Consider the following 15051-nt stretch of genomic DNA (forward strand, 5'->3'; position numbering starts at 1 on the left):
ATCCTGGCGGGACCGGCGCGGGCGGGCACCCCGGCAGTGCGGTCCGGGGCCGCTCAGCCCGGCGCGGCGAGGGGCGTCGCGGCAGCGAGGTGGCGGGCCAGCGGACCGGCCGCCTCCCGGACGGCCTGCTCCAGCTGCCACCGCCGGCCGGCGAAGTCCGCCCGGCTGACGACCACACCGAGCGCCGCCGTGCCGTCCCCGGACGGGACCGCGACGGCCAGCCCGGCCCGGCCACGGGCGTGCTCCTCGACCTCCACGGCGACGCCCGCCGAGCGCACTCGCAGCAGGTCCCGGTCGAGGAGCCTGCGGTCGGTCAGCGTGTGCGGGGTCAGCGCGCCGAGCGGGCCGGCGCCGAGCACCTCCGCGAGCCGTCCGGCGTCCAGCCCCGCGAGCAGTGCCTTCCCGGGTGCGGTGGCGTGCGCGGGGACGGGCTCGCCCGGCATCGCCCCCGGTCCGGGGTGCGCGGCGCACGTCTCGCTGTGCGCGACCACGACGTCGCCCGCCCGCAGCACGGCCAGCACGGCGGCCGCACCGACCCGGACGTGCAGGTCGGCGAGGATCTCCCGGGCAGGCGCCGGCGGCACGATCCGGTCGGTCATCCCGCGGTAGAGCCCGACGACCCGGTAACCCAGGCCGTAGCCGCGCACCGCGTGCAGCCGGACGAGATAGCCCTCCTCGACGAGCGTGCCGAGCACCCGGTACGTCGTCGGGAGGGGCAGGTCGAGGCGGCGGGCGAGCGCCTTCGCGGTCACCCCGTCGCCGATCTCGGCGACGGACTCCAGCACCCGCAGCGCACGCCGCAGCGCGGTGCCGGCCGTTCCGCCGGGGACACCGGTGCCGTCCTCACCCGCCACCCGCCTAGTGTCGCCGCCGGACACGACGGGCACCAGCGGACGGAGGACGCGTGGCGGGTGGGTTCCGGCCGACGGACCGCGACGGGCTCGCCGCCCACCTCGCGGAGCGGATCACCGCCGTGCCCGGACGGCTGCGGGTCGTCGTCGACGGCCCTCCGCCCACCGGGCCGGTCGAGCTGGCACGCGTCGTCGCCGGCCTGCTCCGGGACCGGGGCCGGGACGCGCTCGCCGTCGACGCCGACGACTTCCTGCGGCCCGCATCGGTCCGCCTGGAGTTCGGCCGGACCGATCCCGCCATGTTCCTCGACGGGTGGCTGGACGAGCCGGCCCTGCGCCGCGAGGTGCTGGGGCCGATGGCCCCGGACGGCAGCGGATCGGTGCTGCCCCGGCTGCGGGACGTGCACCGGGACCGCGCGTTCCGCGACGAACCGGTACCGCTCGGCGCAAGCGGTGTCGTCCTGCTCGGCGGTGGCCGGCTGCTGGGACGAGGCCTCCCCGCTGATCTGACGGTCCACCTGCGGATGGGACGGGCCGCCCTGGAGCGCCGGCTGTCGCCGGATCTCGCCTGGACCGCGGCCGCCTACACCCGGTACGAGGAGGAGGGCGATCCCGGCGCGTACGCGGACGTGCTCGCGATGGCCGACCATCCGGAGCGTCCCGCTGTACGTGACCGCTAGGCGCCGGACGGTGACCGACATGCGTGCGCCACACCGGAACGGGTGACAATGGATACCGATCGCGCGATGGCGACGGTGACCCTCGGGGAGGAAGAATCTCCACCGGAGGTGAGAAGTTGTGGTGGGCGAGGAGGGAGTTGAACCCTCACGTCCTTTCGGACACACGGACCTGAACCGTGCGCGTCTGCCATTCCGCCACTCGCCCGGAGCGACAGGAAGAAAGTTAGCACCCCGCCGCGGACCCGTTCGCAGGGGGGTCCCCGCCGGCCGCCGGCCGGTGCCGGGGGGTGCGCGGGACCGGCCGGACGGGTAGATCGGAGAGGGCACGGGTGACCAGCGGACGGCGACGGCGTGGGCCGTTCGGTCGGGCGCCGCCGGGGCCGCGGGTTAGCACAGATACCATCGGTCGCACATCACCGACACGCCGATGCGGACGGAGGAGATCATTTGGGCCGCGTGGATCGCTTCGAGCGCCGATTGCAGGGGTTCGTGGGCGACGCCTTCGCGCGGGTCTTCGGAGGCAGTGTCGTCCCACAGGAAGTCGCACAGGCACTGCTGAGGGAAGCCGAGGACCACGTCGAGCAGCTCGCCGGAGGTCGCCTGTTGGCGCCCAACCGGTACACCGTTCTGCTCAGTCCCAGCGATCTCGACCGGATGGCGGGCGACGAGGACGGGGTCGTCCGATCCCTCTCGTCGCACGTGGCGAAGGAACTCACCGACCAGGGCTGGGACACCTACGGTGAGGTCGTAGTCTTCCTGGAGCGCTCCGAGGCGCTGCACACGGGACAATTCCGCACCCGCTCCGCTGTCGATCCCGACGCTTCCCGTCGGGCCGCCACCAGAGCACGCACCGCAGGAGAAGCACCCATGAGCCAGCAACCGGGCCACCCCGAGGAGAACGGGCAGTACGGGTACGACCGTGGCGCCCCCGGCGGGTACGGCCAGCAGACCTACGCGCCTCCGGGGTACGACCAGGAGCAGGGTCAGCAGGGCTACGGCCAGCAGCAGGGCGGGTACGACCAGTACGGCCAGCCGCAGGGCGGGTACGGACAGCCCCAGGGCTACGACCAGTACGGCCAGCCCCAGGGCGGCTACGCGCAGCCCCAGGGCTACGACCAGTACGGCCAGCCCGCCTACGGGCAGCCGCCGCAGGGCTACGGCCAGCCGCAGCAGGGCTACGCGGACCCGAACCAGGGCTACGGCGGATACCCGCAGCAGCAGCCCGGCTACCCGCAGCAGGGCTACGACCAGGGCTACGACGGCTACGGCCAGCCCCAGGGCTACGGCCAGCCGCAGGGCTACGCCCAGCCCGGCGGGTACCCGCAGCAGGGCTACGACCAGGGCTACGACGGCTACGGCCAGCCCCAGGGTTACGGCCAGCCGCAGGGCTACGGCCAGCCCCAGGGCGGGTACGACCAGGGCTACGACGGCCAGGGGTACGGCGGCCAGGGCGGCTGGGGCGCACCGGTGCAGCTCACCGCGATGCTGATCCTGGACGACGGGTCGAACCGCAACTACCAGCTGGTCGAGGGCACCCACGTCATCGGCCGCGGTCAGGACTCCCAGTTCCGCCTCCCGGACACCGGCGTCTCCCGCCGGCACCTCGAGGTCACCTGGGACGGCCAGGTCGCGACCCTGAACGACCTGGGCTCGACCAACGGCACCACGGTGAACAACTCGCCGGTGCAGTCGTGCCAGCTCACCGACGGCGACGTGATCCGCGTGGGTCACTCCAGCCTGGTGTTCCGGACCCAGGGCTGAGCCCGCTCGGGCGACAGGTCAGACTGGACGGGACATGACGGTCCGTCCGCCCGGCCCCGATCCGGGTGGGCGGACCGTGCAGGCGGACGAGAAGGGCGAGCAGGCGAAGTGCCGGAACTGGTGCTGCAGCTGACCAGAGGTGGCTTTCTGGCCCTTCTCTGGCTGTTCGTCCTGCTCGCACTGCAGGTGGTCCGCTCGGACCTCTACACCGCCTCCGGGCTCAAGGGCGCCGTGCCCGGCCGGTCGGGAGGCAAGGCCCCCCGTGCCCGTGGCGCAGGCCGCGGGAAGGTAGCCCGCCAGCTGCTCGTCACCCAGGGCCCGCTGACCGGCAGCCGGATCACCCTGGACTCGCGGCCGATCCTCATCGGCCGCGCGGACGACTCCACCCTCAAGCTCGACGACGACTACGCATCCACCCGGCACGCCCGCATCTCCCAGCAGGGAGACGAGTGGTACGTCGAGGATCTCGGGTCGACGAACGGCACCTATCTCGAACGTAATAAGGTCACCGGGCCCACCCGGGTCCCGTTGGGGACGCCGGTCCGCATCGGCAAGACGGTGATCGAGCTGCGATCGTGACGGCCCTGGACCAACCATGACCACCACGCCGCGACCGCCCGCTCCCCCGGTGCCGCGGCCGCTCGACCGGTCCCGCGGCGCGGGATCGCCCCGACGTGCCCCGACCGAAGCCGGAGCCGCCCCGTGACACTGGTGCTGCGCTACTCGGCCCGCAGTGACCGCGGACTGGTCCGGCAGAACAACCAGGACGCCGTCTACGCCGGCCCCCGACTGCTCGCCCTCGCCGACGGCATGGGTGGGCACGCCGCCGGCGAGGTCGCCTCGTCCCTGGTGATCTCCGCACTGGCCCCGCTCGACGACGACGTTCCCGGCGACGACCTGCTCGCCGAGCTCCGCGACGCGACCCACGAGGGCAACGACGCGATCTCCCGGCACGTCGCCGACGCCCCCGATCTCGAGGGCATGGGCACCACGCTGACCGCCATCCTCTTCGCGGGGTCGCGGCTGGGCATGGTGCACGTCGGCGACTCGCGGTGCTACCAGCTGCGCGGCGGTGAGTTCGCCCAGATCACGAAGGACGACACGTTCGTCCAGTCGCTGATCGACGAGGGGCGGATCACCGAGGAGGAGGCGCACACGCACCCGCAGCGCTCGCTGCTGCTGCGCGCCATCACCGGGCAGGACGTCGACCCCTCGCTGTCGATCCGCGAGTCCCGCGCCGGCGACCGCTTCCTGCTCTGCTCGGACGGGCTCTCCGGCCCGGTCAGCGACGAGACCCTGCAGCAGACGCTGGAGGACTACGCCGACCCGCGCGAGTGCGCCGACCGGCTGATCGAGCTCGCGCTGCGTGGTGGCGGGCCCGACAACATCACGTGCATCGTGGCGGACGTGGTGGACGTGGACTACGCCGACGACGCGCCGATCATCGGTGGGTCGGCCGGGCGGAGCCCCCGCGCGGGCGACGGCGACTACCGGCACGACGAGCGTGCCCCGCACACCTCCGCGCAGCGGGCCGCGGCGACCACCCTGCCCCGCACCGAGCCGGTGCGGCTCGAACCCGACCGGACCGGGTCCGACGGGCGCCGGCGCGGGCTGCGGCCCGTGCTCGCGCTGCTCGGCGTGCTCGTGGTGCTGGTGGCCGGCGTCTTCGTCGCCCGGGCACTGGTTCTCCAGCAGTACTACGTGGGCGTGGACCAGAACCAGGTCGCGATCTACCAGGGCGTGCGCGGGAACGTGCTCGGGGTCCCGCTGCAGCGGGTCGCCGAGCGCTCCGACATCGACCTCGACGACCTCCCGCAGTCGGTGCGCACCCAGGTCTCCGGCGGGATCGTCTCCGACGACGGCGACACCGGCGCCCGCGACACCGTGGACCGGCTGCGCGAGCAGATGCTGCCGCTGTGCTCGACGCTGAACCCGCCCCCGGCGCCGCCCGTGGTCGCACCGCCCGCCGTGCCCGGCGGACCCCCGGTGACCACCACGCCGCTGCCGACCATGACCCCGGACCCGGGCCGCAACTGCCGGCTCGACAGCTGATGACGGCGGGCAACGGCGCGCCGGAGCCGACGACCGGCACCGGCCGCGGGATCGAGTTGGTCATGCTCGGCCTGGCGGCGGTGCTGACGACCGGTGCACTCGTCCTGGTCGAGGCGAACCAGGAGCAGTCGCTCACCACGGACCTGCTCCTGGTGGGGCTGGCCTACCTGGTGCTGTTCGCCGGCGCGCACCTCGCGGTGCGGTGGCTGGCGCCCTACGCCGACCCGCTGATCCTCCCGTCGGTGGCGCTGCTCAACGGCATCGGCCTGGTCATGATCCACCGGCTGGACCTGGCCAGGGCGGCACGCGCGGAGCTGCTCGGCCGGGAGGTCCCGAGCGGGCTCATCACGGCCCAGATCACCTGGACGGTGGCCGGGCTCGCGCTGTTCGCGCTGGTCCTGTACTTCCTGCGCGACCACCGCGCCCTCGCCCGCTACGGCTACACGGCCGGCTTCCTCGGGCTGGTGCTGCTCGCGCTGCCCGCCGTGCTGCCGTCGTCGATCTCCGAGGTCAACGGCGCGAAGCTGTGGATCCGGATCCCCGGCGGCCCGGGCATCCAGCCCGGCGAGTTCGCCAAGATCCTGCTGATCGTGTTCTTCTCGGCCTACCTGGTCCAGAAGCGCAACCTGCTCTCCACGGCCGGCCGCCGGTTCCTCGGCATGGAGCTGCCGCGCGCCCGCGACCTGGCGCCGCTGCTCGCCGCCTGGGGCCTGTCGATCGGCATCATGGTCTTCTCCCGCGACCTCGGCAGCTCGCTGCTGATCTTCGGGCTGGTCCTGGTCCTGCTCTACACGGCCACCGAGCGGATCTCCTGGATGGTGATCGGGCTGACGGCCTTCGCCGTCGGCGCGTCGATCGCCTACCAGCTGTTCGGGCACGTGCGGGTCCGCGTGCAGATCTGGCTGGACCCGTTCGAGGACTACGACGGCGGCGGCTTCCAGCTCGCCCAGGCACTGTTCGGGCTGGGCACCGGCGGGGTCGGCGGGACCGGCCTGGGTGCCGGCCGGCCGGACCTCGTGCCCTTCGCCGAGTCCGACTTCATCTTCTCCTCGCTCGGCGAGGAGCTCGGCCTGATCGGGCTGGCGGCGATCCTGGTCGTCTACCTGGTCCTGATCACCCGCGGGCTCCGCTCGGCGCTGGCCGTGCGCGACTCCTACGGCAAGCTGCTGGCGACCGGGCTGGCGTTCTCGGTGGCGCTGCAGATCTTCGTCGTCATCGGCGGGGTGACCAAGCTGATCCCGCTGACCGGTCTGACGCTGCCGTTCCTGTCCTACGGTGGGTCGTCGCTGCTGGCGAACTACGTGCTCGTCGCGCTCCTGCTGCGGATCTCGCACGTGGCACGGGCGCCGCTGCCGAAGCGGCCCGCCCAGCAACGGGCGCCGATCGCGGAGGCGAGCACCGAGCTCGTCCAGCGCCCGCAGAACTCCCGCCCGTCGACCACACCCACGCCCGCGTCCCAGGAGAGGAGCGACCCGTGAACCGCCCGGTACGCCGCGTCGCCCTCGCCGTGATGGTCATGATCGTGGCGCTGCTCGCGAACATCACCTACGTGCAGGTCGTCGTGGCCGGCCAGTACCGCGACGACCCGCGCAACCAGCGCTCGCAGATCGACGAGTACTCCCGCCAGCGCGGCCAGATCACCGCGGGCGGCCAGGTCCTGGCGCAGAGCGTCGACAGCGACGGCCGGCTGCGGTACGCCCGGCAGTACCCGGAGGGCCCGGCGTTCGCGCCGATCACCGGGTTCCTCTCCACCGTCTACGGCAAGGGCGCCCTCGAGCGGTCCACCGACGACGTGCTGAACGGCACCGACGACCGGCTGTTCGTGCGCCGGCTGTCCGACCTGATCACCGGCCGGGACCCGGCGGGCGGGAACGTCGTGACCACGGTCGACCCGGACGTGCAGCGGGTCGCCTACGACGGCCTGCAGTCGCGCGGCTACACCGGCGCCGTCGTCGCGCTGGAGCCGCAGACCGGCAACATCCTGGCGATGGCCTCGACGCCGTCGTACGACCCGAACCGGCTGGCCGCCCCGGACGCGGCCGAGCAGCAGGCGGCCTGGCGCGAGTACAACAACGCCGAGCTCAACCCGCTCACCAACCGCGCGATCAACGAGATCGAGCCGCCCGGGTCGACGTTCAAGCTGGTCACGACCGCGGCCGCGCTGCAGAACGGGTACACCCCGGAGAGCAGGCTCACCGCGGCCCGCAACATCCAGCTGGCCGACTCGACGACCACGCTGGAGAACTACAACGGCTCGCAGTGCGGCGGCGGCGACACCGCGTCGCTGCGCGAGGCGCTGGCCCGCTCCTGCAACACCGCGTTCGCCCAGCTGGGCCAGGAGCTCGGGGCGGACAAGCTCCGGGCGCAGGCCGAGGCGTTCGGGATCGGCCGGTCGGACCTGCAGATCCCGATGCCCGTCACCGCGTCGCAGGTCGGTCCGATGTCCGACGTGCCCTCCACCCAGCAGTCCGCGATCGGCCAGCGCGACGTCCGGCTGACCCCGATGCAGCTGGCGATGATCGGCGGCTCGATCGCCAACGGCGGCCAGACGATGGCCCCGCACCTGATCAAGGAGATCCAGGGCGCGACGCTCGACGTCGTCGACACCACCGAGCCGGACCGGATGGCCCGCTCGATGCCCGGCGACGTCGCCCGCACCCTGACCGACCTGATGATCGGCTCCGAGGACCGGACCCAGGGCGGCGGCAAGATCACCGGCGTCCAGATCGCCTCGAAGACCGGTACCGCCGAGCACGGCACCGACCCGAAGAACACCCCGCCGCACGCCTGGTACGTGGCGTTCGCCCCGGCCGACAACCCCCGGGTCGCGGTCGCGGTGCTGGTCGAGAGCGGCGGGGACCGCGGCGCCGAGGCCACCGGTGGTTCGGTCGCGGCACCGATCGGCCGCGCCGTGATCGCCGAGACCCTCCGGGACGCCCAGTGAGGCGGGGACACGCCGCGGGAACGGCACGGCGCAGGTCCCCGGCGGGCCCGTGAGCGCGCTGGCGGCCGGGCAGCTGATCTCCGAGCGCTACCAGCTGGACCGGCGGATCGCGGTCGGCGGGATGGGCGAGGTCTGGGAGGCCTCCGACACCCGTCTGGGGCGGAGCGTCGCCGTGAAGGTGCTCAAGGCCGATCTCTCCGACGACCCGGAGTTCCTGCACCGGTTCCGGATCGAGGCGCGCACGGTGGCGTCGCTGGACCACGCCGGCATCGCCTCGGTGCACGACTACGGCGAGGACGACGGCCCCGTCGGTGGCGGGCGCACCGCGTACCTGGTGATGGAGCTCGTCCGCGGCGAGCCGCTGTCGACCCGGATCGGGCGCGGGCCCATCCCGTCCGACGAGGCACTCGACATCCTCGAGCAGGCCGCGCGGGCGTTGCAGGCGGCGCACGAGCGCGGCTTCGTGCACCGCGACGTGAAGCCCGGCAACATCCTGCTGCGCACCGACGGCGTCGTGAAGCTGACCGACTTCGGCATCGCCAAGGCCGCCGACGCCGTGCCGGTCACCCGGTCCGGGATGGTCATGGGCACCGCGCACTACATCGCGCCGGAGCAGGCCTCGGGCGACGAGGCCGGCCCGTCCGGCGACGTCTACTCGCTCGGCGTGGTCGGCTACGAGTGCCTGGCCGGGGTGCGCCCGTTCCGCGCCGAGAGCGCGGTCGCCGTCGCGATGATGCAGGTCCGCGACGACCCGCCGCCGCTGCCCGACGAGATCCCCGAGCGGATCCGCGAGCTGATCACCACGGTGCTCGTGAAGGACCCCGAGCAGCGCTACACCGACGGCGCCGAGTTCGCCGAGGCCGTCGCGGCCGTACGACGCGGGCACCGCCCGCCGCCCGCCGGCATCCCGGCCCCGACCGGGCACGCACCGGGTTTCCGGCCCGACGACGACCCGCAGGGCGGGCCGCGCCGGCACGCCCGTTCCGACGCCGACGGCCCGGAACCCGCGGGTCGCCCGCCCGAGATCCCCGGCCCGGCGGACCCGCCGGGCCGGTCCCCGCGGCACGGACTGCAAGCCGGTGACGACGCCGGCGGCCGCCCGCCCACGGGACCGGGGTCCCGTCCCGTCACCGGCGGGAACCGGCCACCGGCCGGACCGCCGCCCGTGCGCCCGCGTTCGGGTCCCCTCCCCGTCCCACCCCCCGCTGGGCCGGGTTCACCCGCCCACGGCTGGACCCCGGCGCGGACGCCGTACCCGCCGGGCGGGCCGGCAGCGGGGCACGGCGGCCGGCCGCCGACCGGACCGCAGGTGCCCGCGCACCCGGGTTCCGGGCCGCCCGCCGCACAGCGACCGGCACCGGCCCGGCCGCCGACCGGCCGCGGCTCCGGCGACCGCGCGCCCGAGCAGCACCCGTCCGGCCCCCTGGACCTGACCCCGAAACGGTCGGGCCGGGCGAAGGCCTGGCTCGCGGTGCTCTTCGTCCTGCTGAGCGTCGCGGCGGTGGTGCTGGCGGTCATGATCCTCCGGGAGACGTCGCCGGGCGGTAGCCGAACCGGCTCGCTGGGCCCGGCCCCCGGTACCGTGACGGTGGCCTCCGGGTGGGAGGCCGACCGCACGGGACCGGCGGCCACTTCCCGGCCGCTCACCGCCACACCTCCACGTGGCGGACCGGAGGTCGGCCGGTGATCCCACGCAACGGACGGCCCGGCGCACGCGACGACCGCGCGGGAGTGATCACGTCCACCGACCGGCATGATGAGTACGCCTCCGACCCCGGGAACCTGAACCGATGACGACACCGCGACTGCTCTCCGAGCGCTACGAGCTGGGCGACCCGCTCGGCTACGGCGGGATGTCCGAGGTCCACCGCGGCCTCGACACCCGGCTCGGCCGGGACGTGGCGGTCAAGGTGCTGCGCGCCGACCTGGCCCGCGACCCGCAGTTCCAGCTGCGCTTCCGCCGCGAGGCCCAGAACTCGGCGTCGCTGAACCATCCGGCGATCGTCGCCGTGTACGACACCGGCGAGATCGAGTCCGAGTTCGGGCCGCTGCCGTACATCGTCATGGAGTTCGTCGACGGCCAGACGCTGCGCGAGATCGTCAAGACGACGGGGCCGCTGTCCCAGCAGCGGGTCGTCGAGGTGATGGCCGACGTGTGCGCCGCGCTCGACTTCTCGCACCGGCACGGGATCATCCACCGCGACGTCAAGCCCGCGAACGTGATGATCAACGGGGTCGGTGCCGTCAAGGTGATGGACTTCGGCATCGCCCGTGCGCTGGGCGAGGGTCAGAACGTCACCCAGACCGCCGCCGTGATCGGCACCGCGCAGTACCTGTCCCCGGAGCAGGCCCGCGGCGAGTCCGTGGACGCCCGGTCGGACGTCTACGCGGCCGGCTGCGTGCTCTTCGAGCTGCTCACCGGCGAGCCGCCCTTCACCGGCGACACCCCGGTCGCGGTCGCCTACCAGCACGTCCGGGAGGACCCGCGCGCCCCGTCGGAGCTGAACCCGTCGGTGCCGCCCGCGCTCGACGCGGTGGTGCTCAAGGCGCTGAGCAAGAACCCGGCCAACCGCTACCAGTCGGCCGCCGAGATGCGGGCCGACCTGGTGCGGGTGCGCAACGGCGAGCCGGTGCACGCGCCGCTCGTGATGAGCGAGTACGAGCGCACCCAGATGATGGCGCACGACGACGCCACCACCGCGATGCCGACCCGCCGGATGGCCGGGAACGGGGCCGGCGGCCCACCGACCGGCCGGCACGTCATGCCCCCGGACCACGACGGGTACGACGACGACTCCGGTCGCGGCCGCGGGAAGAAGATCGCGCTCTGGCTCGTCGGGCTGATCGTGCTGGGCCTGCTCGGTTTCGTCGGGTTCCAGATGTTCTCGAACTCCTCCCCCGACCAGGTCTCGGTGCCCGACGTGCTCGGCCAGACCCCGGAACAGGCCCGCTCGACGATCTCCGCCGTCGGTCTGCTGCCGGACCAGCAGAACCAGCCGTCCGACGTCGCGCAGATCGGCAAGGTCGTCCGGACCGACCCGGGCGGTGGCAACCAGGTCGCGGAGAACAGCCGGGTGACGGTGTTCGTCGGGACCGGACCGGCCGAGGTGACGGTCCCGTCGCTGGTCGGGAGCTCGCCGTCGGACGCCGAGGTCCAGCTCCGCGAGGCCGGCCTGCAGGTCGGCGGGACGACCGAGCAGGAGACGTCGGACTCCAGCCAGATCGGGAAGATCATCCGCACCGATCCCGGCCCGGGGCAGCGGGTGCCCGGCAACACGTCGGTGGCGCTGGTCGTCGGCAAGGAGCAGACCACGGTCTCGGTGCCGGACGTGACGGGCCAGAGCGCCGAGCAGGCGGCGAACACGCTGCGCGGCGCCGGGTTCACCTCGGTGAGCACCACCGAGGTCGACGGCGGCGGCTCCGCGGGTTCCGTGGTCGGCACCGATCCCGCCGCGGGCACCCGGGTCCAGAAGGACCGGGCGATCTCGATCCAGGTCAGCCGGGGCAACCAGTCGCAGATCCCGAACGTCGTCGGCCAGCGGGTCGACAACGCGGTCAACACCCTGCGCGAGGCCGGCCTGTCGTTCCAGATCCAGACCGTCGACGTCTCCGACTCCTCGCAGAACGGCATCGTGCTGAACCAGAGCCCGTCCGGCGGGTCGCAGGCGTCCGACGGCCAGTCGGTGTCGCTGACGGTCGGCCGGGCCTCCGGCAGCGGTAACGACGGCGGGGACTCCACCGACGAGACCGGCAGCAGCGGCTTCCCCTTCAACTGATCAGGGAGGATGAGGGCGTGCGCGTACTCGTCGTCGACAACTACGACAGCTTCGTCTACAACCTCGTCCAGTACCTGGCCCAGCTCGGGGCCGAACCGGTCGTCCGCCGCAACGACGAGGTCGATCCCGACGAGCTCGGCGAGGTCGGTGCCGTGCTGGTCAGCCCCGGCCCCGGTACGCCGGAGCGGGCCGGGCGCAGCGTCGAGGTGATCCGCCGGGCAGCCGAGCGCGGCACGCCGCTGCTGGGTGTCTGCCTCGGCCACCAGGCGCTGGCGACGGCGTGGGGCGGGATCGTCGAGCGGGCGCCGGAGCTGCTGCACGGCAAGACCTCGCAGGTCTTCCACGACGACACCGGCGTCCTCCGCGAGCTGCCGTCGCCCTTCACCGCGACCCGCTACCACTCCCTCACGATCGCCCCCGACGGTCTCCCGGCCGAGCTGGAGGTCACCGGGCGGACCGGGACCGGCCTGATCATGGCGGTGCGGCACCGCGAGCTGCCGATCGAGGGTGTGCAGTTCCACCCCGAGTCGGTCCTGACCGAGGGCGGTCACCGCATGCTCGCGAACTGGCTCCGTCAGGCGGGCGCCGACGTCTCCGAGGACGTCGTGCAGCAGCTATCCGACGAGATGGCGGGACTCGTCGCGGGCGTCTAGATCCCCCGTTCGTTTCGCCCGTGTGACGCAACCCGGCGGGCATCCGCGCTACCGTGGTGGCGGATCTGTCCGGGTCGGCCGCTCCCACGACGTGTACCGCCGACGTCGCAGGTCCCGCCCCCGGCCGGCGCACCGGCCGGAACTCGTGTCCGCAGCACAGCCGATGAGGTCCGCCACATGCCCAAGTCGAAGGTCCGCAAGAAGGCGGCCTACACCCCGCCGCCGGTGAACCGCACCCCGCAGAAGCTGGCCGGTCCTACGCATCCCGCGTACATCGCGGTGATGGTCGCGATGTGGGTCCTCGGGCTGGCCTGGCTGGTCGTCAACTACCTCGCGGGGCCGGCGATCCCGTTCATGGCCGCACTGGGGAACGCGAACTTCATCATCGGATTCTCACTCATCGTGATCGGCCTCCTGATGACGATGCGGTGGCGTTGACCTGCAGAAATACATGAACGTCAGTTATCCTCACTGTGGATGACGGCTGTGGACAACCTCTCGTGAGCACACTGGGTGATCAACAGGGCCGGCATTCCTGGTCGACGCCGGCCGGTGCCGTCGTCGCACTGTGGGTGCTGGCCGCCGCCGCGGCCGCTTGGCTCGTGGCACTGGTCGCGACCGGGGCGGACCCGGCCGGGCAGCTGATCTCCGGGCTCGCCGCCCTCGGTCTGGCCCTGGCGGCGGCGTCCGGGACCCGGGCCCGCCCGCGGCTCGAGGCCGGACCGGACGGAGTGACGATCCGCCGTCTGACCTGGACCCGGCATGCGCCCTGGTCGCGGGTCGACGACGTCCGGGTCCTGCGGACCCGCCGCTTCGGCCGGGAGTCCGCCCTGCTGGAACTCGACCTGCGCGACGTCGACGGCCACGAACGTCTCATCGTGCTGGGACGCCCGGAACTGGGCGAGGACCCCGAGGACGTCGCCGAGGTGCTCCAGGACCTGCACCCGCGCCTGTGACCCGCGTGGGCCGGACGCGGCGCGCCCCCACGCACCCCTTCACCGGCCCGCGCACCCGCTGCGGCAGGTGCTCGGGCCCTTAACAGGGTGCGCGACCCGGCAACGAGGTGCTCGGGCGCGTAATGGGGTGCGCGAGCCGGCAACGAGGTGCGCGAGCCTTTCCGCCGCCCGGCCGCGGACCCGTGGGGACCCTGCCCGGCCGGCCCGGGCACGCACCCCACGAACCGAGCCATTCGCTCGGCCGCGCACCCCTTCACCGGCCGCGCCTTCGCCGGCCGCGCACCCCGTCACCGGCCGCGCACCCCGTGACCGGCCCGCGCACCTGTCGCAGCGGGTGCGCGGGCCGGTGAAGGGGTGCGTGAGCGGCTGCTGTCCTCTGTCGTCGAGCCGGCACCGCCGCGTTCGGCCGCGCGGCGGGTGCGGCGCGGGCGGCGGCTCAGACGAGCGCGACCCCGGCGCCGATGAGGATCAGAGCGAGCAGCGCCAGCCCGGAGATCGAGGCGATCTGCACCTGCCGCCGGTTCGGCGAACCCGCGCCGAGGTAGACCAGTGCGGCGGTGACCGCGGCACCGAACACGAGTCCGCCGAGGTGCCCCTGCCAGGAGATCCCCTGCAGGGTGAAGCTGATGACGACGTTGATCGCGATCACGCCGATCACCTGACCCGCGGGCAGGCGCAGCCGGCGTAGCAGCACGAACAGCGCACCCATCAGGCCGAACACCGCGCCCGATGCGCCCGCCGTCGGACCGAGCGGGTTGCTGAGCAACATGACCGCGGCCGAGCCGCCGAGCAGCGAGACGCCGTACACGGCGGTGAACCGGGCCCGGCCCAGCACCGCCTCGACCTCACGCCCGATGACCCACAGGGCGAACATGTTGAACGCCAGGTGCAGCGGACCGATGTGCAGGAAGCCGGCCGTCACGAGCCGCCACAGCTGGCCGTCCGCGACGTCCACGGGTGTCAGGGCGCCCAGCCCGAACAGCGGGGAGTCGAAGTTCCGGTTGAGGCTGCCCGCCGTGACCACGGTCAGCACGAAGACCGCCACGTTCACGGCGATCAGGGCGGGCACGATCACCGGCTTGCCGGCACGGGTCGCCCCGGCGACGTTGCGCCAGCGCGGCGCCGACCGCGACGACTCGGCGAGGCAGTCCACGCAGTGCTGGCCCACCGAGGCGGGACGCAGGCACTCCGGGCACGCCGGACGGTCGCAGCGGGTGCACGCCAGCCCGGTCGGACGATCCGGGTGGCGGACGCACACCGAGCCGCCGCCACGGCCGGCGGGGACGCCGCCGGCAGGGGGCGGTGCCGAGCCCGGCGCGCCCTGCTGCCACGGCGCGGGCCCGCCTCCGGGCGCGGCCTGCCACGGCGCGTTCGGGGG

13 protein-coding genes and 1 tRNA gene are annotated in these 15051 nt (G+C 73.6%); 11 read left to right on the forward strand and 3 right to left on the reverse strand.

Features of this window, described 5'->3' with window-relative positions:
- Nucleotides 1-53: 53 nt before the first annotated feature.
- On the reverse strand, nt 54-854 hold the full coding sequence (locus PP1_RS16435; protein ID WP_060574391.1) for an IclR family transcriptional regulator: 801 nt from the start codon (nt 852-854) through the stop codon (nt 54-56).
- 50 nt (nt 855-904) lie between these two features.
- On the opposite strand from PP1_RS16435, the gene PP1_RS16440 reads away from it, so the two are divergent.
- Nucleotides 905-1531, forward strand: a complete 627-nt coding sequence (locus PP1_RS16440) for a uridine kinase (protein ID WP_010231243.1) — start codon at nt 905-907, stop codon at nt 1529-1531.
- Nucleotides 1532-1650: 119 nt separating this feature from the next.
- On the opposite strand, the gene PP1_RS16445 is transcribed toward PP1_RS16440, so the two are convergent.
- Nucleotides 1651-1736: transfer RNA gene (locus PP1_RS16445), tRNA-Leu, on the reverse strand.
- Between the two features lie 242 nt (nt 1737-1978).
- On the opposite strand from PP1_RS16445, the gene PP1_RS16450 reads away from it, so the two are divergent.
- From PP1_RS16450 to PP1_RS16495, 10 genes are all read left to right on the forward strand, one after another.
- Nucleotides 1979-3292 carry a DUF3662 and FHA domain-containing protein gene (locus PP1_RS16450; protein WP_029239590.1) on the forward strand — a complete coding sequence of 438 codons (1314 nt, stop codon included), beginning with the start codon at nt 1979-1981 and terminating at the stop codon, nt 3290-3292.
- A gap of 108 nt (nt 3293-3400) precedes the next feature.
- Nucleotides 3401-3871 (forward strand): FHA domain-containing protein FhaB/FipA, encoded by a 471-nt coding sequence (locus tag PP1_RS16455; protein WP_010231234.1) that lies wholly within the window; start codon nt 3401-3403, stop codon nt 3869-3871.
- Between the two features lie 123 nt (nt 3872-3994).
- Nucleotides 3995-5344, forward strand: coding sequence for a PP2C family protein-serine/threonine phosphatase (locus tag PP1_RS16460; RefSeq protein ID WP_010231232.1), 1350 nt, complete (start codon nt 3995-3997; stop codon nt 5342-5344).
- Nucleotides 5344-6822, forward strand: coding sequence for an FtsW/RodA/SpoVE family cell cycle protein (locus tag PP1_RS16465; RefSeq protein WP_010231229.1), 1479 nt, complete (start codon nt 5344-5346; stop codon nt 6820-6822). The genes PP1_RS16460 and PP1_RS16465 overlap by 1 nt, the downstream gene beginning before the upstream one ends.
- The gene (locus PP1_RS16470) at nt 6819-8288 is read left to right on the forward strand and encodes a peptidoglycan D,D-transpeptidase FtsI family protein (RefSeq protein ID WP_060574395.1); all 1470 of its coding nucleotides are present in this window, start codon (nt 6819-6821) and stop codon (nt 8286-8288) included. Before PP1_RS16465 ends, PP1_RS16470 begins: the two co-directional genes overlap by 4 nt.
- 49 nt (nt 8289-8337) lie before the next feature.
- Nucleotides 8338-9975: a protein kinase domain-containing protein gene (locus tag PP1_RS31585; protein WP_443217598.1), complete on the forward strand. Its 1638-nt coding sequence runs from the start codon at nt 8338-8340 to the stop codon at nt 9973-9975.
- A gap of 103 nt (nt 9976-10078) precedes the next feature.
- On the forward strand, nt 10079-12064 hold the full coding sequence (gene pknB, locus PP1_RS16480; protein ID WP_010233077.1) for a Stk1 family PASTA domain-containing Ser/Thr kinase: 1986 nt from the start codon (nt 10079-10081) through the stop codon (nt 12062-12064).
- 17 nt (nt 12065-12081) lie between these two features.
- On the forward strand, nt 12082-12717 hold the full coding sequence (locus tag PP1_RS16485) for an aminodeoxychorismate/anthranilate synthase component II (RefSeq protein WP_010233080.1): 636 nt from the start codon (nt 12082-12084) through the stop codon (nt 12715-12717).
- Nucleotides 12718-12894: 177 nt separating this feature from the next.
- Complete coding sequence (gene crgA, locus PP1_RS16490) at nt 12895-13155, forward strand: cell division protein CrgA (protein ID WP_010233083.1); 261 nt, start codon at nt 12895-12897, stop codon at nt 13153-13155.
- A gap of 62 nt (nt 13156-13217) precedes the next feature.
- Complete coding sequence (locus PP1_RS16495) at nt 13218-13673, forward strand: PH domain-containing protein (RefSeq protein ID WP_010233086.1); 456 nt, start codon at nt 13218-13220, stop codon at nt 13671-13673.
- Nucleotides 13674-14109: 436 nt separating this feature from the next.
- Here PP1_RS16495 and PP1_RS16500 read toward each other — a convergent pair whose 3' ends face one another.
- Nucleotides 14110-14841, reverse strand: coding sequence for a rhomboid family intramembrane serine protease (locus PP1_RS16500; protein WP_249266063.1), 732 nt, complete (start codon nt 14839-14841; stop codon nt 14110-14112).
- Nucleotides 14842-15051: the final 210 nt, after the last annotated feature.

Origin of the sequence: Pseudonocardia sp. P1, assembly GCF_000178675.2 — a bacterium.
Classification (GTDB): domain Bacteria; phylum Actinomycetota; class Actinomycetes; order Mycobacteriales; family Pseudonocardiaceae; genus Pseudonocardia.

Coding starts and splice junctions, on each gene's coding strand:
- crgA (WP_010233083.1), top strand. CDS start 12,895: ATGCCCAAGTCGAAGGTCCGCAAGAAGGCGGCCTACACCCCGCCGCCG.
- PP1_RS16465 (WP_010231229.1), top strand. CDS start 5,344: ATGACGGCGGGCAACGGCGCGCCGGAGCCGACGACCGGCACCGGCCGC.
- pknB (WP_010233077.1), top strand. CDS start 10,079: ATGACGACACCGCGACTGCTCTCCGAGCGCTACGAGCTGGGCGACCCG.